Here is a 21,230-nt window from a genome sequence, read left to right as displayed (position 1 = left end):
AGAAAATAGAGCCGGTACATCTTCCGCAAAGGAAAATGTTCCGGCTTTTCTACTTTTCCACTGAAATATTTTGTATCTTTGCACCCGAAATAAAAATCAGACGACAATGAACAAGACACAACTGATTGCTGCGGTAGCAGAGAAGAGCGGTACGACGAAAGCCGAGGCCGCCCGCTATGTAGAGACGGTCCTCGGCGTCATCGCCGACAATATCTGTGAGGGAGACGGTGATGTGACGATTCCCGATTTCGGTCATTTCTTCGTGAAGGAAGTGCCGGCACGCCAGGGCATCAACCCGGCAACGAAGGAGAAGATCACCATCGAGGCACACGACAAGATTGTCTTTAAATGTTCGGATAATCTGTCTATCTACACGCGCAAGCACCCGGCGAAATAACCTCTCTGCCATCCTTTCCGGGAAAGGATGGCAGCATGCCCTTGTTCTATTATTTTTAAAAAGATTGTTTTTTCTTATGGATATCCAGTTTCATCATATCTTCCCGCTGCAGGTTCGTTTCTTCGACGCGGATGTGTTCGGACATATCAACAACAGCATCTATTTTCAGTATTACGATACAGCGAAGATGGACTATTTCCATGCCATCGGTGTCGATGTCGATAAGAACCATGCCACAGTGACAGCGCATATCGACGCTGACTTTCTCCAGCAGATCCACACCACCGACAAGCATATTGAAGTACAGACGGCCGTGACGCATATCGGCCATAAGAGTTTCACCCTCGTACAGCGCCTCATCGACAGCGAGACGAAAGAGGTGAAATGCGTAGGTACCTCCATCATCGTCGCCTATGATCTGGAGAAAGAGCAGTCGGTAGAGGTATGGCCCGACTGGATAGCAGCTATTGAGAAATTTGAAGGACGGTCACTGAGATAAGCGATGCAAGTCTATCAAACCTACGAACTGAACACGGCTCTCTGCCCTATCATCGATTTCAATGCCGATCCCGCCCTGCTCTTTGCCCAACCGCTGAAAGATCATCAGGTGACGCTGGAAGCGTGTGAGCAGAGTCTGCTGCGTGCCGCCCAGGCGTATATCCAAATGGAGGATATCGAACTGCGGCTGCGCAAATACGGTGTCGCCGATATCCATCTCAAAGGCTATTGCGAGAGCGGCCATGAGAGTTTCCTCGGTCTCTCTTCCTTCAAGCGCATGGTCTATGATGTCCGTATGGTCGACGAGTGGCGCATGCTCATGCATGCGTGGCTGCAGCGTTTCAAGCGCAAGAGCGCTATTCTGTCGTATATCCATACCCATTTCGACAATAACAGCAACCATATCTTTCCACGGTCGCTCCATGAGTTTGAATATCCGAAGCTAAAGGATCAGACACTTAAAACGATGCTCGGCGCATACCTCCAGTTGTGTATGGTGCATGAGAAACTCATCAGCAGTCATCATCAACCGGACGTATACGCCGAACTTGTGGATTTTTCCCTCGCCGATATGGCGATCAACGGATAGAATTTACTTCGTTGATTCTGTTTTTTCTTTGTCTTTCTTCGGTTTCCGACACATAGCCCAGATGCCGATGGCGATGAGGGGAACGCTGAGTACCTGACCCATATCGAAAGGCAGGCCGGCCTCGAAGGCTTCCTGTATCTCCTTGGTATATTCTATGAAGAAACGGAAGGTGAAGATTGTCGTCAGACAGAAACCAAAATAGAATCCCGTACCGACACTCTTCGGTCCGCGGTGCTTATAGATTGCCACGGAGATGAGGAGAATGATACCGTAGGCAATAGCCTCATAGAGCTGACCGGGATGACGGGGATAACCGTCGACACGCTCGAAGATAAAAGCCCAGGGCACATCGGTGACCTTACCGATGATCTCGGAGTTCATGAGATTGCCAAGACGGATGAACATAGCGCCGACACCGGAGACGATACCGAAATTATCCAATACCACCCACATTGACAGCTTCGTATGGCGGCAATAGAGCCAGATGGCAATGATCATACCGACGACACCACCATGGGAGGCGAGGCCTTGGTAACCCGTCAGTTTCCACGAGCCGTCAGCCATATGGCGTATCGGTAGAAACATCTCGATGATATGGTCCCATGACGTCAGAAAATATCCCGGCTCATAGAAGAGACAATGACCGAGGCGGCAACCGGCGAGAATACCCACGAAGATATAGAGCAGCAACGGGTCAAACTTCTCATCGGGGATCTGCTGATCTTTATAGAGCCGGTGCATCATGAGATAGCCGAGGACGAGTCCCACAAGCCAGCACATGGAATACCAGCGGATAGTCAGCCCGCCGAGGTGAAACATCACCGGGTCGGGATTCCATACGATGTAATTGAGTAAGTGAAGCATAAACTATACATTAAAACGGAAGTGCATGATGTCGCCATCCTGTACCTCATAGTCCTTGCCCTCGATACCGAGCTTGCCGGCTTCGCGGACAGCAGCCTCAGATCCGTATTTGATGAAGTCCTCGTATTTGATGACTTCGGCACGGATGAAGCCTTTCTCGAAATCGGTGTGGATGACGCCGGCACACTGCGGGGCCTTCCAGCCCTTATGGAAGGTCCACGCTTTCACCTCCATTTCTCCGGCCGTGATGAACGTCTGGAGGTTCAGCAGGTGATAGGCTTTCTTGATGAGTCGGTTGACGCCGCTCTCCTCCAGACCAAGCTCGTCGAGGAACATCTTCTTATCCTCATAGGTATCAAGCGAGGCGATATCCTCTTCTGTCTTGGCGGCGATGACCATAGCCTCAGCACCTTCCTCGGCAGCCATCTCCTCTACTTTCTTGGAATAGGCATTTCCGCTCTTGGCACTGGACTCATCGACATTGGCCACATAGAGCACGGGCTTCGTCGTCAGGAGGAAGAGGTCATGGGCGGCCTGCTGCTCTTCTTTACTGTCGAAAGAGACAGTACGTGCGTTCTTACCCTGTTCGAGGGCTTCCTTATAAGCCTCAAGGACCGTCACCATCACCTTGGCATCCTTGTTGCCCGTGGCAGCGACCTTCTGCTGTTTGGCGAGCTGGCTCTCGATGGTCTCGAGGTCTTTCAACTGCAGCTCGGTATCAATGATACTCTTGTCCTCCACGGGATCAACGGCGGCGCCACCCTCACGGACGATATTGTCATCGTCGAAACAACGGATGACATGGATGATGGCATCGCACTCACGGATATTGCCAAGGAACTTATTACCAAGGCCCTCACCTTTACTGGCACCCTTGACGAGGCCGGCGATATCCACGATCTCACAGGTAGCGGGGACGATACGTCCGGGATGAACAATCTCCGCAAGTTTCGTCAGTCGCTCATCGGGGACCGTAATGACGCCGAGGTTCGGCTCAATCGTACAGAACGGGAAGTTGGCTGCCTGTGCCTTCGCACTCGACAGACAGTTGAAAAGTGTAGACTTACCCACATTCGGCAAGCCTACAATACCACATTTTAATGCCATATCTTTTTATAAACGTTTATTTCTGCATGCAAAAGTACAGAATTTATTTTACGTAAACAAATAGATAGGCGAATTTTCCTTTATCCCTCTCTGAACTTCTTCAATACGTCACAGTGGCTGACGTATCGATTGTCCTGGAAAGCGGGATGGGACAGCAGGAAGTTGTTCAACTCCTTCAGCGCTTGATACTGGCGGCTGTGACCATCGTAATACTGTGGTGTCGGCAGACTCCAGTCTTCCTTATACCACGAATCACGGCGGATAGCTGCAAGGGCATAATAACTGTCGAAGGCCAGATTCTCATCCTCACTGAGTTTACTCTCGTCGAGATAGCCGATAGCCTTTTTGATGAAGTCCATGTCACCCGTACGCACGCTGTCGGCGATGCTCCAGGAGTAATGCGTCAGCGCCCAACAGTCACCCTCATAACTGGCTTGGTAGAGTCGCGTGGCCAACTCGTAAGCCAACGGCTGCCGCGTAGCCTCATCCTTGGCCAGGGAATACTGACTCTGCAGATTGGTCATATCGAGACAATACTGCAGCTTGGGATTCTCCGAAAATGTACCGCTGCCCGGTCCCTCCTTCACGTCATAGTTCGTATCCTCATTCGTCATCTTCGGCGCCTGACGGTCAAACCAATACGGTTTCGTATAGTCGCGTGTCAGATAGCCGCTGATATTCTCCGAAGAGAGGTATTTCGGATCAACCTGCTTCAGATAGGGGATGGCATCGGCGAAGCGGCCCTCCGCCATGTATTTCGTTCCGATGAGGTCGTTGAAATAGTTGCTGTCGCGATAGGCACCGCCGCGCAGAAACTCCGCAAAGGCATTGTTCTGCGTCGTGTCCATATAGCGGACATAGGCGGCCAGGGAGTCGGCAGAGAGTTTGTCGAGAGCCGTGAAATACTCGGTATTCCAGTCGCGGCCCCAGTTATAGCCTGCAGCCGGTGGATTCTGACGGATGGCTGTCTTTGTCGTTGTGGTATGACGACCATCGGGATACTGCTCATCCATATAAGCCAACAGACAGAGGGCTTCCTGCGCACGGCCTTCCTTGATCAGTCGAGGATAGAGGTTGGCATAGACGGCACGGTCGAGGATATCCTCGTAATGCTCTCCTGGATTATCGGGCAAACCATAGGTATTCGGCTGCATATCCTTGACATATTCGTCATGCAGCCAACGGAACTCACGAATGAGGTAATCCTCATAACTACCGTCAAGCGTCTCGGTATGCGTGCTGTTGACAAGAAGGACGGCACGGGCATTATCCTTCATGCGGTCGCTGCCGGCGAGGGTGAGGGCCTTGGTCAACGCCGTCTTCGCTCCGTCGTAATCTTTGAAGAGATAGTCGAGGGTGCCGATAGCCGTCTGCCACAGACAGGGCGTCGTAGTCTTGCCCTCGCTGACAACCTGATTGGCGAAGGCAATGAAGTTGTTCACCTCCTGCTGGTAAACGGGCTTACAGCCTACTTCCTTGATCCATTCCTCAATGTCTTTTTGGCTTCTACTCTGACCGTCCGCAGGCGCGGCATAGTTATCAATCGTCTCTTGGGCATTGTTGACAAAGTCCTGTACGAGATAGGGCAACAGCATACTGTTCGGATTCTGACGATAGAGGGCCTGGATACCGGCGAGATTACGGTAGTTGCGCACGCTCCATTTCAGACTCTCCACATCTCCCTGACGGGCATAGATCTCCGTAGCCGCTTGTTTCTGTCCGGTCTTCAGCAACGCACGGGCATAGATATTCTCCATCATGTCACGGTAGACGCTCTGCGGCAGTTTACTGCCCTTCGTAGTCCAGTAGACTTTATTCTGCGCGTCATTGCCGAGTAGCATGTTCGCCCGCATCGCCAGGAGCATATACCGACTCTTCAGTCGACTACCGCGGTAGCTCTGTGCAGCACGGAGAATACGCACAATGCTCTGGCGGCGCTGCAGCAACTGCGCTTTCGTGGGATAATCCCAACTGTCGGCAGTAATCTGATCGCTGACCCGCAGATAACTGTTGAGGAGTCGGAGATAGTTCACCATCTCTGTGTCTTTCTTCTTCTGAGCGTAGGCGAGGATTTTCCGCGGTGTCTCGTCATCACCGGCGAAGTCACGGTAGCTGCCGACGAGGCCATGAGTATAGTCTTTCCAGAAGGCGTTGATACGTCCCTGGTTCTGATAGGTGTTGGCCGAAGGGTCAAGCACACTGAACAGATAATAATTATGTGTCGGTCCCTCAAACACACAGCCGAAGGTCGATACCGACAATGTCAACAAGGCGCTGACAAATAGTATTCTCTTTTTCATAAGTTTGCTTTTATTTTGCTCGTATCTATTTCTGGGGGCAAAGATATAGAAAAAGAGAATATCCTCCAAATTTTTCGGCCTCAAAAATCAGGCGCAAATCCCTATTGTGAAGGGGCGTTTCCCTATCTGTAAGGACAGGAATAACAGATATATCATATACTGCGCTCAAAATATGCATCATCTGTTACTCTGTCTTTAATCATGTCCCTACGGATCAGTCACTTAACAAGAAATCATCCACGCGCTCCGGTGTTATCACCTGAAAATGTGCCTGAGGATAAGCCTTGGCAAAACTCTCGGGGACTTTTACATTGGCTTTCTTTTCATTCCATTTCAGTTCTGTAGCCTGCAAGACACCATCACGCTCCTCCAAATAGTCGATCTCCTTTTGCTGCTGCGTCCTCCAAAACCAGGAATTGGTAAAGGGATGATGGATATTCAGATATTTTAGACGCTCCGCGATGACAAAATTCTCCCATAGTGCACCGCTATCCATGCGGTTCTCCACCTGTTGAAAATTAGCGATTACCGCATTGCGGATTCCTAAGTCCCAGAAATAAATCTTACGACTCATCTTTAACTCATTCCGCATATTCCGTGAGAAACTGCCTAAACGGAAAATAATAAAATTCTTCTCAAGAATTTGAATATACTTCTCTATGGTTTTCGGATCCAAACCTATCAATTGTCCCAACTCATGATAGGACACTTGATCACCAATCTGATAGGCCAAAACCTGCAACAACTTGACTATCTTCTCCGACTTACCAATCTGATCGAGAGTCAACACATCCTTATAGAGATAACTATTCGCTAACTCATGAAGCACCTCCCGCTCTTGTCCAGGAGAAGTGACAACCTCCGGATAATAACCGAAAACCATACGATGAGGAATCATACGATGTTCATCTAAAAGATTCGTATGATTTACCATTTCCTCATAGGTCAAAGGAAACAATAAGAACTCACGCTTTCTACCGGTCAATGACTCTTGTACTCCCTTGGCCAGTTGAAAAGAAGAACTTCCCGTCACAATAACCTGTACACCTTCTATTTGATCCGTGATGAGCTTCAATCGAAGACCGATGCTCGGTATACGCTGGGCCTCATCGATGACTACATATTTATTCTGTCCGATCAAAGCCTTCAGACGTGTGGAGGAAATATTGTCGAAAAGATGCTGAACATCTATATCATCCCCGTTCAACCACAAGACACGGTCTAATTTACCAAACAAGTCGTGCAAAAGAGTTGACTTTCCTACTTGTCGGGCTCCATAAATAATAATAGCCTTCTCTCCGCCTATCAGATGGGCTATAAGTCCTTTTTGTATACGCTCTATCATTGTTGCACATTTTGGGCAAAGATAGTCAAAAAACACGTAGAATCCCAATTTCTTAACATAGAACTCCGTGTATGGACATGATTCATCATGTTCCGCCCATCTAACAATGAGTAGGTGGCCGCAACATGGCGGCCACCTACAATAGGATCTATGAATTATGCAGGCTACGATAGCCCTCCCTATTGGGGAGGGGTGGGAGAGGCCTTCCCTACCGATTAAATATCTGTTCGTAAGCAGCGGGACGGAAGCGGCGGATATGTCTGTCCTGGAGATCATAAAGGATCACTTCGTCGTGGATATCGGGACGGAGAGAGGCGATGAGGTTGTGAGCCTCCATGATCTGCGGCATTTGTACGCTGCGGTCGATGATTGTATCACCAGGGAGGATGGGATATTCATCCTTACTGTGGATAATGCCGACATACTGGTTGTTACGGAAGAGAATCTTCCACGTGAAAAGCGGATAGGCGGCACTGAGCGGTAGCTGATAATCGGGGAGATAGTGGAGATATTTGTTTACCTCTTTTATATTAAGGATAGGATACTGCTCATGGATATCCGTCACGTCTCCCGTATTGTACACCATCAGTACGCCGCGATCGGCTGGCGGCACAGGCTGCGAGAGTTGGTGCAGACGAACCGTCGTAGAGAGTACGAGGTGTTTCTGTTCACAGCATTCATGGAGCCGCTGCAGAAAAGCAAAGTAATTCTTCCGTGTGGACATCGTCCAATCACAGTCAATCTGTATCTCATGGACATGATGAATTCCATTAGTGGCATTCATCTGTAGGATTCTCTTCAGGATTTTCTCCGCGAGATGATCCTGTGGTTGTTCCATACATTCGTTGAGAACATAAATGACGGGGATCATCTCCATATCCTCGGGCAGCATACCTTTTGGCCCGAACACCGGCTCATCGCCGAAAGCAAGCGTGGCATTCGGCATCGCTTCCGTACCATCCATGACAACATCGAAGTAACGTACATAGAGTTTCCTCACCTCATGCTGATACAGGAAGGCTTTCTCCGCAGAGTCGATACGCAGGGAAGTCTGCCAGAAATACATCGCATGCGTGTTCTTCCCCGTCTTAGCTTGGGGACTGCCGCAAGCCGTCAAGAGAAGTAGTGCGATAGCATAAAGAAAGATGGTTAATTTCTTCATGATTTATGTGGATAAGTGATGAAAAACTTGTGGATACAGTGTGGAGATCTATCGTATTCTTTCATTTATAAAATATCAGAAACCGTTGATTCTAAGTTCTTTTTCGCCGTTTCCGGTTTTAAACACTCCTCTGTGGATAACTCCGGAGGATTGATACTGTGGATAAGTTGAAAACCGCCGCGGCGCAAGACCTCTTCATCGCTTACTCTTCCGGCAAGAAGGGCAACAGGGACGTTGTATTTCTTCGCAATGGCAAGGATTCTTGATGGCAGTTTTCCCATTAACGTCTGCCGGTCAGAGGCCCCTTCGCCCGTAATCACAAGATCCGCTTTCTTGACTTGATCTTCAAAATCAAGAGCACGAAAGAGCAGATCAGCACCGGGCTTCATCTCTGCATGGAAATACTGCAGAAAAGCATAACCGAGTCCACCGGCGGCACCGGCTCCCGGTTCGTTACTCTTGTCGTAACCGAAATGACGGGCGGAAAAAGCGGCAAACTGAGCTGCACGACGGTCGAGGAGTTCCACCTCTTTCTCTGTCGCTCCTTTCTGTGGTGCGAAGACAGCCGCCATCCCGAGCTTTCCACACAACGTGTTGATAACATCGGAACCAAGTGTGAAGCTACAGTACTTGAAGAACGGCAGTACGTCGTCAATCTGCTGAACCTGAGGGCGGAAGACATGAAGCTTATGGACAAGAGCTTTCAACATCCCGATGCCACAATCGGATGTCGCCGTACCACCGAGGCCGATGATAAACCGTTTGCACCCTTGGATACGGGCATCAACGAGCATCTCCCCTACCCCATAACTCGTGGCCAGTGTCGGCCGCAGTTCGGTATCTTTCAACAATGCCAATCCTACCGTTGCCGCCACTTCGATGACCACCGTATCCCCGGCAACGAGATACGACGCCTTGATTGGTCGCATGAGAGCGTCATGGGCATTGATGGTTCTGATCGTTCCGCCGATAGCATCATGAAAGGCAGCTGTCCAGCCCTCCCCGCCGTCACTGACGGTGAAGGTATGCACCTCCGCTTGTGGGTTCACCTTTTCTATTCCTTTCTTCGCGGCGGCATTGGCCTCCGCGGAACTGATACATCCCTTGAAAGAGTCAAGGGCAACAAGTATATTCATAAAATTAAAAATTAATCAAGTTGTTTGCAGGGGCCGTCCCTTGTGGCGGCCCGATGCCCGTTAGGGCATTATAAATGGGGATCATTCACAGTTCTTTTCGGCGTTCCGCCGACGGGCCGCCACAAGGGACGGCCCCTGCAAGAGGATCATAGCCGCAATAGGACGACACCTTCAAGAGGATCATAGAGCGTAGAACGCCACGGCACTGGCGGCGGCGACATTCAACGAGTCAACGCCATTGGCCATGGGTATTTTCACCACATAATCAGCATCATGGATGACACGGTGCGGCAGTCCATCACCCTCCGTACCGAGGATAATCGCCAATTGCTCTTCCGCCTGCAACTGCGAATCATCCAAACCTACGGAATCATCCGTCAGTGCCAACGCCGCCGTCTTGAAACCTAATGGATGGAGGATATCACCGAGCGTCCGGTCCGTCTCTTTGGCGTTCCCCTCTCCTATCCATGTCCACGGCACGAGGAAGATATTTCCCATCGACACACGGATGGCACGGCGGTTCAGCGGATCACAACTGCCAGGCGTGAGGAGGACGGCATCAATGCCCAGGGCGGCGGCACTGCGGAAGATGGCACCGATATTCGTCGTGTCCACCACATGGTCAATGACGCAGATCCGCCGGGCATCCTTGCAGATCTCCGCCACCGTGGGTAGCGACCTTCGCCGAAACGCACAGAGTACGCCCCGCGTGAGTGCATATCCCGTAAGACTTTTCAACAGTTCACGGTCACCTGTAAAGACTTTAAAATCAGAGACAACGTTTCCTTGATCATCATGGATATCCCCGTTATCCACACGTTGGTGGATAACCTCCAGAATATCGCGGGCATCTCCCGTGAGATGGCGGCGCTCACAGAGCAGCGACACGGGCTCATAGCCTTTTCTCAGGGCGATACGGATTACTTTCGGACTCTCGGCAATGAAAAGTCCACGTTCGGGATGCTGCCGGGAGCGCAGTTGCATCTCCGTGAGGCGGGCATAGGGCTCCAGTCCTTCCTCCGAGAGCTTATGTATTTCTATGACAGACATATTTTCCTGTTTTTCCGCAAAAGTACAAAAAATCTGTGGAAAACTCGTTGAAAAGTATATGGAAAACATCGGGATAACGATTTTATAACTTTCTGCCTTTTCCACAATATCGAAGAGCCCTTTTTCCGTCGTGGATATCCCCGCCTTTCTCCACAGCACTCACCCACCCTTTTCCACGGCTTTTCCAACCCTTATCTTTTACACAATGAAGTTATGCACCGGTTTGGTAAAATGTGGAAAACCCACTAAACAACTTAATATCAGTTTTATAATATCCTCATCAGCGTGGAAAAAAGTTGTTGAATCGTGGAAGTCAAAATCATAACTTTTCAAGGGAAAAAACTATCCACATTTCCACAACATATCATATATATCATCATTTATTTTTTTAAGAAAAAGAAAAAAGGATATAGATAATAATGAGAGAAAGATTTTTTGTTAAATAAAAGTTGTAACTTTGCACGCAAAAGTAATCATAAAAGGAAAGCAAGATGATCAAAGAAGAATGGAAGGCGAAGGGATATATCGACGAGCCCGTTGATCCCGCCCTGGATTTGAAGAAAGAGATCCGCCGTCTCTGTGAGGAGAAAGATGCCATTATCCTGGCACATTATTATACTATAGGTGATATTCAGGATATCGCAGACTTTGTCGGCGATTCTTTGGCGCTTGCCCGTAAGGCGGCAGAGACGAAGGCGAAGGTGATGGTGATGTGTGGCGTCCATTTCATGGCAGAGACCTGTAAACTCCTCTCTCCCGACAAGATGGTGCTCACGCCCGACCTCAATGCCGGCTGTTCTTTGGCCGACAGCTGTAAGGCTGAGGACCTGAAGAAATATAAGGAGGAGCATCCCGGCTATCAGGTAATCTCATACGTCAACACCACGGCTGCCGTGAAAGCCCTCACCGACTGTGTCGTCACCTCCGGAAATGCCAAGAAGGTCATCGATGCCTTTCCGAAGGATGCCAAACTGATCTTTGGTCCCGACTATAACCTTGGCAACTATATCAACTCCGTCACGGGCCGCAAGATGCTGCTGTGGAACGGTGGCTGTCATGTCCATGAGAAGTTCTCCGTCGATGAGATTGTCCGTCTGAAGAAAGAGCATCCCCATGCCGTCGTCATGGCTCACTTGGAGTGCAAGGCTCCCGTGTTGGCGATGGCCGACGTGAAAGGCTCTACGGCGACGATGCTGAAATATGCCCAACAGAGCGACGCCCGGGAATTCATTGTGGCCACCGAGGCCGGTATCCTCCACGAGATGCAGCGCACCTGCCCCGACAAGACCTTTATCCCCGTACCGCCGGAGGTCAGTGAGGGTGGTCTCGGCTGCAGCTGTAATGAGTGTGAGTATATGAAGATGAACACGTTACAGAAGATCTATAACACGCTGAAATACGAATGGCCTCAGATCGAGATCGATCCCGCTATAGCCCGTGATGCCGTGAAGCCGATTGAGAAGATGCTGCGGTTGTCATAGGGACATGATCAATCAAGCCCCTACTTTGATTTAGGTCAAGAAAGTCGTACGAAATCGTATTTTCCACCGAAAATATTTGGGTTGAATCACTTTTCGTTTGTATCTTTGCAACGTCAAAAGACAAGAACGATGAAGTGATTCATCCATTATTTAGGTTATTAGTTTTTTAGGTTTTAAGATTGTTATTTGTATAGGATTATCGTTAGGATTAGTTCAATAGGTAAGTAATAAAGATTGTAAAGGATAGGATAACAAAGTCATAGGTTGAAAGAAAGAGACGGATTCCAATGTGGGGACCGTCTATCAGAGAAAGGTAGAAAGATTTGTATGTCATGAAAAAGAATGGAAGGAGAATGAAACTTCTACAGACGCAGTCCAAGGGATTTGGCCTGCGTTTTTTTTATGTCAATAAATTTGGTGATATACTCGAAAATCATTACTTTTGCACTATAATAGAATAAGGAAGGACAGATATGGCAAGACATCCCCTTTGGAATGATGATTACTGGTTGCTGCTCCTGCAACTCTACCTCACGAAGCCGGTAGGCGTGAAGCCGCTCTACTCCCGTGCCCTCGTGTCGCTGAGCCTCGAACTGCATATCGAGCCACAATTCCTCTATCGCCAGCTGTTCCAGCTTCGTCAGAAGGACACGCCGCGGATGCAGCGGTTGTGGGAAACCTATGGTGAAGACCCGCGGCGGCTGAAGAAGGCCGTGGCCAAGCTCCGCGCCATGAAAGGGTTCAACCATGCTGATGCCTTCTATGCCGGCGTCACCCTCCATGAGTCATTTGAACGGCTGTTTCGTCCGCTCCCTGAGGAGCCGCGGCTGCTGCCCGTGATGCTCGTCATGATCCTCGACCTTTATTTCCGTCTCACTCCGATCACGATGGTCGAAGATACCCCCGAGGTACGCCAGTTGGCCAAACTCATGGCTATCCCCCCTACCCTCGTTGTCGACGTTATGGATGTCTTCCTCTATCTTGATCCTTGTATCACCCGCCGTGACAGTTACCGCAAGGAACTCCTCCCCGCCTGCCAGCAGATCTGGCAACAGTATGGCAATGAGAATCCCGAGATTCTCACGGCCAAGGCGGCACAATATAAAGCATATTTTGAATAATGGCTCAGAACCTCACACAAATACAGACCCAGAAGCAGCAACAGTTGCAGCGCCTCAGTGCCCAGCAGATGTTGCAGGTCAAACTCCTCGAGATGCCCATCACGGAGCTCGAGCAGAACGTCAATGCCGAACTCGATGATAATCCGGCTTTGGAACGGGCTTCTGATGAGGATGTCCAGACCGACGACGCTACTCCCGATGACGACAAGATCGGTCTGGAGGATGGTGATGACCGTGGCGATGCTGCCGACAATGCTGCTGACAACGACATGAGCGGTGATGATATTGCCGATGAAGTCTATGAGCAGCAGAGTGAGCGTGAGGAGCGTGAGGATGCCCTCGACAATGCCCTTCAGGATCTCGGCCGCGATGATGCCATGCCCGATTATGAGACACAGCGGCACAGTAACCAGGACAATGCCGATTATGAGGAGATGGTCTATGGCGACACGGAGTCGTTCTACGACCGTCTGAATGAGCAGATGGGAACGCTGGAGCTCACCGACAAGCAGCGTCAGATCATGGAATATCTCATCGGCAGTCTTGATGATGACGGTCTGCTGCGCAAGGATCTCGGGACTATTTCCGATGAGTTGGCGATCTATCACAACTGTGATGCCTCGGAAGACGAGATAGAAAAGGTCTTGAAGATTCTGCAGACCTTTGATCCCGCCGGTATCGGCGCCCGCAGCCTTCAGGAGTGTCTGTTGCTGCAGATCGACCGCATGAAGAAAGGGAAGTTGCGGGATGCCATGCATACCGTTATTCATGACTATTTCGACGAGTTCACCCATAAGCACTGGGAGAAGATCCAGCAGTCCATGGACCTCTCGCCGACGCAGGTACAGACCTTGCAGGAAGAGATCCGTAAGTTGAATCCGAAGCCCGGCGCCTCCCTCGGCGAGACCATCGGACGGAATATGCAGCAGATCACGCCCGACTTCATCGTCGACACGAATGATGACGGGTCCGTCTCGTTCTCACTGAATCAAGGCAATCTGCCACAGCTCATCGTCTCCCCGTCGTTTGTCGATATGGTGAATACCTATAAGACGAATAAGGGCAATATGGCCCGTTCACAGAAAGAGGCCCTGCTTTATGCCAAGGAGAAGGTCGACAAGGCCCAGGGCTATATCGAGGCTATCCGTCAGCGCCGTCATACGATGTATGTCACGATGAAGGCTATCATCGAATGGCAGCATAAGTTCTTCGAGGATGGTGACGAGGCCGACCTGCGACCGATGATCCTGAAAGATATCGCTGAAAAAACGGGGCTCGATATCTCCACCATCTCCCGTGTGAGCAACGTGAAATACGCGCAGACGAAATGGGGTACGTTCCCCCTGCGCTTCTTCTTCACCGACAGTTATACGACGAAGGATGGTGAGGAGATGTCGACGCGCAAGATCAAACTGGCGCTGAAGGACCTTATCGACAAGGAGGACAAGAAACGCCCTCTCTCTGATGATGCCCTGGCGAAGGCGATGGCGAAGAAAGGCTTCCCCATCGCCCGCCGTACCATCGCCAAATACCGGGAGCAAATGGATATTCCCGTGGCGAGAATGAGGAAAAATTAAAGAAGTAAAAAATTAATAAAAAAGTAAACTTAGGGAATTTCCTAAAGGTAAAGAAGTAAAAGATTGTGTGGGGCATGATTCATCATGATCCGCAAAAATGATATGGAAGATAAGAATATTATATTGACAGCACGGGTATTGAGTATGGTGTTCACGCCATTCTATCTGCCCATTGTCGGACTCATCGCACTGTTCATCTTCAGCTACATGAGTCTGCTGCCGCTGACGTATAAGCTCTTCGTCGTTATCCTCGTCTACCTCTTCACGGTCCTCCTCCCTACCCTGCTCATCCGTATGTACAGGACTCACAGAGGCTGGCGGCCGGTGGATCTGGGACGGAAGGAACGGCGTGTGATCCCGTATATTATCTCCATCCTCTGCTATTTCGGCTGTCTGGCGGTGATGGGAGCACTCAACGTACCCCGTTATCTGCGCATCATCCTCGTCGCCGCACTGGCCGTTCAGATGCTCTGCGCCCTCGTCAATGTGTGGTGGAAGATCTCCACGCATACGGCAGCCATCGGCGGTGTGGCGGGAGGCTTGTTGGCGTTTGCTGACATCTTCTCCTTCAACCCCACGTGGTGGCTCTGTTTCGTGCTCATCCTCTCGGGGATGGTCGGTACGAGCCGCATGATCCTCCGCCAGCATACGCTCTCGCAGGTGCTCTGTGGCTTTGCCCTCGGGTTTCTCTGCAGCTATATCATTATATAAAATATAAAATATAAAAAATATAAGAATTATGACCATTCAGTTAGCATTCCTGCTCTTTGTAGCAGTAGCATTAGTAGGCTGGGCCATTGCCGAGCTGAAAGGAAAGATGTCGTTTACGCACTCTGAGATTGAGAAGGAAGAGGCCGAGGAGATCGAGGCCCATCAGCGTGCCAACAACTTCAAGGAGATGAACCTCCACGATCTCATCAAGAACAACTCCACGAAAGGCTATAAGGCCGTATAATAAGAAGAAAAAATATGATTGATCAACCACTGATGATCTATAACACGCTCTCTCGTCGGAAAGAGCTGTTTCGTCCGCTCCATGCCCCTCATGTAGGTATGTATGTCTGCGGTCCTACTGTATATGGTGATCCCCATCTGGGCCATGCTCGTCCCGCCATCACCTTCGATATCCTCTTCCGTTACCTCACCCATCTGGGCTATAAGGTACGCTATGTCCGTAATATCACCGATGTCGGGCATCTCGAGCATGATGCCGATGAGGGCGACGACAAGATTGAGAAGAAGGCCCGTCTGGAGCAGCTGGAGCCGATGGAGGTGGCACAGTATTATACCAACCGCTATCATAAGGCGATGGAGGCCCTGAATGTCCTTCCGCCGTCTATCGAGCCCCATGCCTCCGGTCATATCATTGAACAGGAGCAGCTTGTGAAGCAGATTCTTGACAATGGTTATGCTTATGTCAGCAATGGCTCTGTGTATTTCGATATTGAGAAATACAACAAGGACCATAAATATGGCATCCTCTCCGGTCGTAACCTCACGGATATCATCAACAACAGCCGTGAGCTCAATGGAGTGGGCGAGAAGCATAACCAGGCTGACTTCGCCTTGTGGAAGAAGGCCACGCCCGAGCATATCATGCGGTGGCCGAGTCCGTGGAGCGACGGTTTCCCCGGCTGGCATTGTGAGTGCACGGCCATGGGCCGGAAATATCTCGGTGACCATTTCGATATCCATGGTGGTGGCATGGACCTCATCTTCCCGCATCATGAGTGCGAGATAGCGCAGGCTGTCGCTTCCCAAGGAGATCAGATGGTACACTATTGGATGCACAACAACATGCTGACGATCAATGGTCAGAAGATGGCGAAGAGCCTCGGCAACTTTATCACCCTTGAACAGCTCTTCACTGGAAAGAACGAGGTGCTTGAACAGGCTTACTCGCCGATGACGATCCGTTTCTTCACCCTCTCCGCCCATTACCGTGGCACCGTGGACTTCAGTAATGAGGCCCTGAAGGCAGCCCAGAAAGGTTATGAGCGACTGATGGGTACGTGTGAGGATATCGATCGTATCCAGCCGTCAGCAAAGAGTGATGCCGAGACGGCGAAGTTCGTCGGTGGTCTCCGTCAGCGCTGCTACGACGCAATGAATGACGACCTGCAGACGCCGCTCGTCATCAGTGCTCTCTTCGAGAGTTGCCACGTCATCAACAGTATCCTCGATCATAAAGCACAGATCAGTGCAGATGATCTCAAGGAACTGAAAGACACGTTCCATCTCTTCACCTTCGACATCCTTGGCTTGAAGAATGAGCGTGCCGCCAATAATGATGCCCGTGAGAAGGCTTTCGGAAAGGTTGTCGACATGGTCCTCAAACTCCGTGCGAAGGCTAAGGCCGACAAGGACTGGACGACGAGTGACCAGATCCGTGATGAACTGGCCAAAGATGGCTTCGAGGTGAAGGATACCAAGGATGGTGTCACCTGGAAGTTGAATATTTAAACTCCGTAGGGGCACCCCTTGTGGGCGCCCTAAACCCACGTGATGGCCATACATCATTCCCGGTTAGGACGGCCACAAGGGCCGCACCCTACGGTGGATGATAGGACGGCCACAAGGGCCGCACCCTACGGTGGATGATAGGGCGCCCACAAGGGGTGCCCCTACGGTGGGTGATAGGGCGCCCACAAGGGGTGCCCCTACGGTGGGTGATAGATGCCCGTTAGGGCATTCCTAGCGGTTCATTACACGGTATATATTCGGCGTTCCGCCGACGGGCCGCCACAAGGGACGGCCCCTGCAAGTGGATTATATTTTCGATCATGAAAAGATTCTCTTTATTTCTAATATTGTTTTCCATTGTACTGACGATATCCGCGCGCAATACGGCGGGACCGATCAACTGTCTGGCTGTGTTCCAGAAAGGTGATACGGTATCGTATGCGATCCATCGTACGAATTATCTGCTGAAGACGCCGAAGGATACGACTTTTCTGATGAATGACTTTGCCGTCCTGCAGTTGGCGGTTCTCGATGCCAATAACCAGGGCTGTCACCTCACGGCCGACTATCTTGAAGACCCGCATCTAAAAGGGATTCATATCGATATGAAACTGGATCGTTGGGGCAGGGTAGTGGCCATCAACAACTGGAAGGCACTGGCTCTGCAGTTGAAGAAAGTATACAGTTCCATGATCGGCGATATCTATGGGAAGAAAGACCTCAGTAAGGTCATGACGCAGCAACAGATGAATGGCATGGTGGGGAAACTGTTGACCTCCGAGGAGGCCGTGCGTGAGAATTTCACCGACCTCACGCAGCTCTTTGCTTTCTATGGCCTCCAGTTTGACAATGGCTGGAAGAAGAAAGACAGCAATGAGGGTGGCTATAAGCAGCATCAGGAGACGTATGCCACGCTGCAACAGGCTACTGCCCTGGCGCCTTCCTCCGTCCATCGCAGTGCCGCAGCCGGGCTCCATGATTATATCGTAGGCACCTATACCACGATGACGGTCCCGGCCAATGACGCGCCGGAAGGGAAGGAACTCGTGACGAAGCACAGTCAGGAGAACAGTTATTTCTTCAACGGATGGGTGAAGAAATCCACCTATGGTGAGGTCGTCAGCCAGTCGGGTAAGCCCGTCAACGGCATGACCACCGTCATCGAGTGGTGGAAGCGGAATTGGTAAAATTTATCAACACATGATAAATCATGTCCCCTACGGAATGCCCTAACGGGCATCGGGCCGCCACAAGGGGACGGCCCCTGCAATAGGATCATCCTTTTACGATTTTCTTGATCTCATTGAGTTTATTCAGGGCCTCGACGGGGGTGAGGTTATTGATATCGAGGTTGAGGATCTCATCACGGATCTGACAGAGGACGGGATCATCGAGCTGGAAGAAACTCAGTTGGGTACCACTGCTGGCCTGTCCGATATTCTCCACCTTCGGGCGGCCTACCTCACTGCCGACGCCCTCATTGTCCTCCTCCAGTTGTTTGAGGATGACATTGGCGCGTTTGACGATGCTGCGCGGCATACCGGCGATCTCAGCCACATGGATACCGAAACTATGCTCGGAGCCCCCCGGCTCGAGCTTACGGAGGAAGATGACCTTTCCGTCGACCTCCTTCACACTGACATTGAAATTCTTGATTCTCGGGAAGAGTTTCTCCATCTCGTTGAGCTCATGATAATGGGTGGCGAAGAGCGTGCGGGCCTGTGCGCCGTGGTGCTCATGGAGATATTCCACGATAGCCCATGCGATGGAGATACCATCGTAGGTCGACGTGCCACGTCCGAGCTCATCGAAGAGGACGAGACTCTTCGGTGTCACATTATTTAATATGTTGGCCGCCTCCGTCATCTCCACCATGAAGGTCGACTCACCGAGGGAAATATTGTCGCTGGCGCCGACACGTGTGAAGATCTTGTCGACCATACCGATGCGGGCACTGTCGGCGGGGACGAAACAGCCGATCTGCGCCATGAGGACGATGAGAGCCGTCTGACGCAGCAGGGCTGATTTTCCGGCCATGTTCGGACCCGTGATCATCATGATCTGTTGTTTCTCCGTGTCAAGATAGACATCATTGGGAATATAGCGCTCCCCGATGGGCAGCTGCGTCTCGATGACGGGATGGCGCCCTTGTTTGATATCGATCACCTCACTGTCGTCGACGACGGGCCGTACATAATGGTTCTCCTCACTGCTCTTGGCGAAGGCCAGCAGACAGTCGAGACGGGCCACGAGGTTGGCGTCGATCTGTATCTGGGGGATAAACTCTTGCGTTGCTGTGACGAGCTCGGAGAAGAGCTGTGCCTCAAGCTCGAGGATCTTCTCGTCGGCACCGAGGATTTTCTCCTCATATTCCTTCAGTTCATGGGTGATATAGCGCTCGGCATTGGCGAGGGTCTGCTTGCGCACCCATTCCGCCGGTACCTGGTCCTTATAAGTGTTTCTTACTTCAAGATAATAGCCGAAGACATTGTTGAAACCGATCTTCAGACTGCTGATGCCCGTCTTCTCGATCTCACGCTGCTGGATCTCGAGGAGATACTGCTTGCCGTTGTCACGGATGGAGCGGAGGTCGTCGAGCTCCTTATTATATCCCGGCGCGATGACGCCACCTTTGTTGACGAGCTGCGGCGGGTCGGGCTGTACCTCCTTCTCGATGCGCTCACGGAGACTGTCACAGAGGTTCAACTGCTCACCCATGCGCTTGAGGGCCTCGTTTTTCGACGATGTACAGGCTGTCTTCACGGGTCTGAGGGCCTCGAGGGCTGTCTTCAGTTGTACGATCTCGCGTGGTGATACTCGGCTGACGGCGACCTTCGAGATGATACGCTCGAGGTCACCGATGCGGTGAAATTCGTCGTCGATGCACTGTCGGTATTCGGGCTCACGGAAGAAATACTCCACGATGTCGAGTCGTTCGTCGATGAGCTTCTTCTCCCTCAGCGGGAAGACGATCCAGCGGCGGAGCATACGGCCGCCCATTGGCGTGACGGTACGGTCGAGGACATTGAGGAGTGAGGAACCGTCCTCGTTCATCGTAGAGACGAGTTCGAGACTGCGGATGGTGAAGGTATCGAGGCGAACGTATTTGTCCTCCTCAATGCGTTTCAGCGCCGTGATATGTCCGAGATGGGTGTGCTGTGTGATCTCCAGATACTGCATGATGGCACCTGCGGCGATGATGCCGTTCTTCAGGTGTTCCACGCCGAAGCCTTTGAGGTTCTTCGTGCCAAACTGTTTGAGGAGTTTCTGCCGTGCCGTCATCTCCGTGAAGACCCAGTCGTCGAGCTCGAAGGTACAGAGACGGGTACCGAAATACTGTTCAAACTCCTGCTTCTTCGCCCGGTCGTAAAGCACCTCCTTCGGCGAGAAATTGCCGAGGAGCTTCTCCACATAGTCGTAGGTGCCCTCACCCGTGAGAAACTCTCCCGTGGAGATATCGAGGAAGGCGATGCCGCAGGCGTTCTTGCCGAAATGGACGGCGGCGAGGAAGTTGTTCTCCTTGTAGTTCAGGACATTGTCGTTCATGGCCACGCCGGGCGTGACGAGTTCGGTGATGCCGCGCTTGACCATCTTGTCCATCTCCGTGAGACCTTTCTTGCCCTTGATGGCTGCCCGTTTCTTCTTCGGGTCCTCGAGTTGGTCACAGATGGCCACGCGCTTGCCGGCGCGGATGAGTTTGGGGAGATAGGTGTCGAGGGCATGATGTGGGAATCCCGCCATCTCCGCCGTGCCGTGGTTGCCGCCGTTGTTACGGCGTGTGAGGGTGATACCGAGGATCTTACTGGCCTCGATGGCATCCTCGCAGTAGGTCTCGTAGAAGTCACCGCAACGGAAGAGCATCAGCGCGTCGGGATGTTTGGCTTTCATCTCGAAGAACTGCCGCATCATGGGCGTGAGGCCCTTCATTTCTTTCTCTGTCATCTGTTATTTCTCCTTTTTTCTAGGCATGGTTCTTTGCAGGGGTGGCCGGCCCCTGCAAGTGGATCTACGTTATAAATCCGGAATTCTAAGCATGCAAAATTACGAAAAAAAGAGGAATTATCAAAATAAAAATCAGAATATCCCACCGTTAGGGTGCGGCCATGGGGTGCCATGACCCACCGTAGGGTGCGGCCCTTG

The 21,230-nt window shown here is 51.1% G+C and carries 18 protein-coding genes; 10 read left to right on the top strand and 8 right to left on the bottom strand.

What is annotated here, in order from left to right:
* Positions 1-106: 106 nt before the first annotated feature.
* From G604_RS0110300 to G604_RS0110290, 3 genes are all read left to right on the top strand, one after another.
* Positions 107-397, top strand: coding sequence for an HU family DNA-binding protein (locus G604_RS0110300; protein WP_028910499.1), 291 nt, complete (start codon positions 107-109; stop codon positions 395-397).
* A 76-nt stretch (positions 398-473) separates the two neighbouring features.
* Complete coding sequence (locus tag G604_RS0110295; protein WP_036905338.1) at positions 474-896, top strand: acyl-CoA thioesterase; 423 nt, start codon at positions 474-476, stop codon at positions 894-896.
* 3 nt (positions 897-899) lie between these two features.
* Entirely contained in the window at positions 900-1,484 is a 585-nt protein-coding gene (locus tag G604_RS0110290) for a hypothetical protein (RefSeq protein ID WP_028910497.1), read from the top strand.
* Between the two features lie 3 nt (positions 1,485-1,487).
* Here G604_RS0110290 and lgt read toward each other — a convergent pair whose 3' ends face one another.
* From lgt to G604_RS0110255, 7 genes are all read right to left on the bottom strand, one after another.
* A complete protein-coding gene (gene lgt, locus G604_RS0110285; RefSeq protein WP_028910496.1) occupies positions 1,488-2,348 on the bottom strand; it encodes a prolipoprotein diacylglyceryl transferase in 861 nt (286 codons plus the stop codon).
* 3 nt (positions 2,349-2,351) lie between these two features.
* Positions 2,352-3,455, bottom strand: a complete 1,104-nt coding sequence (gene ychF, locus G604_RS0110280) for a redox-regulated ATPase YchF (RefSeq protein ID WP_028910495.1) — start codon at positions 3,453-3,455, stop codon at positions 2,352-2,354.
* An 80-nt stretch (positions 3,456-3,535) separates the two neighbouring features.
* Positions 3,536-5,755 (bottom strand): hypothetical protein, encoded by a 2,220-nt coding sequence (locus tag G604_RS0110275; protein WP_028910494.1) that lies wholly within the window; start codon positions 5,753-5,755, stop codon positions 3,536-3,538.
* A gap of 214 nt (positions 5,756-5,969) precedes the next feature.
* A complete protein-coding gene (locus tag G604_RS0110270; protein WP_028910493.1) occupies positions 5,970-7,100 on the bottom strand; it encodes an ATP-binding protein in 1,131 nt (376 codons plus the stop codon).
* 208 nt (positions 7,101-7,308) lie between these two features.
* Entirely contained in the window at positions 7,309-8,262 is a 954-nt protein-coding gene (locus G604_RS0110265) for a hypothetical protein (RefSeq protein ID WP_028910492.1), read from the bottom strand.
* Positions 8,263-8,327: 65 nt separating this feature from the next.
* Complete coding sequence (locus G604_RS0110260; RefSeq protein WP_028910491.1) at positions 8,328-9,398, bottom strand: glycerate kinase; 1,071 nt, start codon at positions 9,396-9,398, stop codon at positions 8,328-8,330.
* Positions 9,399-9,578: 180 nt separating this feature from the next.
* The gene (locus tag G604_RS0110255; RefSeq protein WP_028910490.1) at positions 9,579-10,448 is read right to left on the bottom strand and encodes a TrmH family RNA methyltransferase; all 870 of its coding nucleotides are present in this window, start codon (positions 10,446-10,448) and stop codon (positions 9,579-9,581) included.
* A 491-nt stretch (positions 10,449-10,939) separates the two neighbouring features.
* Between G604_RS0110255 and nadA the strand changes: the two genes are divergently transcribed.
* The 7 genes from nadA to G604_RS0110220 all read left to right on the top strand — a co-directional run bounded on the left by nadA (position 10,940) and on the right by G604_RS0110220 (position 18,277).
* Positions 10,940-11,929: a quinolinate synthase NadA gene (gene nadA / locus G604_RS0110250; protein WP_028910489.1), complete on the top strand. Its 990-nt coding sequence runs from the start codon at positions 10,940-10,942 to the stop codon at positions 11,927-11,929.
* A gap of 473 nt (positions 11,930-12,402) precedes the next feature.
* Positions 12,403-13,050 carry a hypothetical protein gene (locus G604_RS0110245; RefSeq protein ID WP_028910488.1) on the top strand — a complete coding sequence of 216 codons (648 nt, stop codon included), beginning with the start codon at positions 12,403-12,405 and terminating at the stop codon, positions 13,048-13,050.
* Complete coding sequence (rpoN, locus tag G604_RS0110240; protein WP_028910487.1) at positions 13,050-14,627, top strand: RNA polymerase factor sigma-54; 1,578 nt, start codon at positions 13,050-13,052, stop codon at positions 14,625-14,627. The genes G604_RS0110245 and rpoN overlap by 1 nt, the downstream gene beginning before the upstream one ends.
* A 102-nt stretch (positions 14,628-14,729) precedes the next feature.
* The gene (locus tag G604_RS0110235) at positions 14,730-15,338 is read left to right on the top strand and encodes a phosphatase PAP2 family protein (RefSeq protein ID WP_028910486.1); all 609 of its coding nucleotides are present in this window, start codon (positions 14,730-14,732) and stop codon (positions 15,336-15,338) included.
* A 28-nt stretch (positions 15,339-15,366) separates the two neighbouring features.
* Entirely contained in the window at positions 15,367-15,582 is a 216-nt protein-coding gene (locus G604_RS0110230) for a hypothetical protein (protein ID WP_028910485.1), read from the top strand.
* A gap of 14 nt (positions 15,583-15,596) precedes the next feature.
* Positions 15,597-17,090 carry a cysteine--tRNA ligase gene (cysS, locus tag G604_RS0110225; protein WP_196801118.1) on the top strand — a complete coding sequence of 498 codons (1,494 nt, stop codon included), beginning with the start codon at positions 15,597-15,599 and terminating at the stop codon, positions 17,088-17,090.
* Positions 17,091-17,410: 320 nt separating this feature from the next.
* Positions 17,411-18,277, top strand: coding sequence for a hypothetical protein (locus tag G604_RS0110220; protein WP_155941922.1), 867 nt, complete (start codon positions 17,411-17,413; stop codon positions 18,275-18,277).
* An 88-nt stretch (positions 18,278-18,365) separates the two neighbouring features.
* On the opposite strand, the gene mutS is transcribed toward G604_RS0110220, so the two are convergent.
* Positions 18,366-21,032: a DNA mismatch repair protein MutS gene (gene mutS, locus G604_RS0110215; protein ID WP_028910482.1), complete on the bottom strand. Its 2,667-nt coding sequence runs from the start codon at positions 21,030-21,032 to the stop codon at positions 18,366-18,368.
* Positions 21,033-21,230 lie beyond the last annotated feature (198 nt).

This window comes from Prevotella sp. AGR2160 (genome assembly GCF_000424185.1).
Lineage (GTDB): Bacteria > Bacteroidota > Bacteroidia > Bacteroidales > Bacteroidaceae > Prevotella.
The sequence above is the reverse complement of the archived record's forward strand: the minus strand, read 5'-3'. Positions and strand labels throughout refer to the sequence as shown.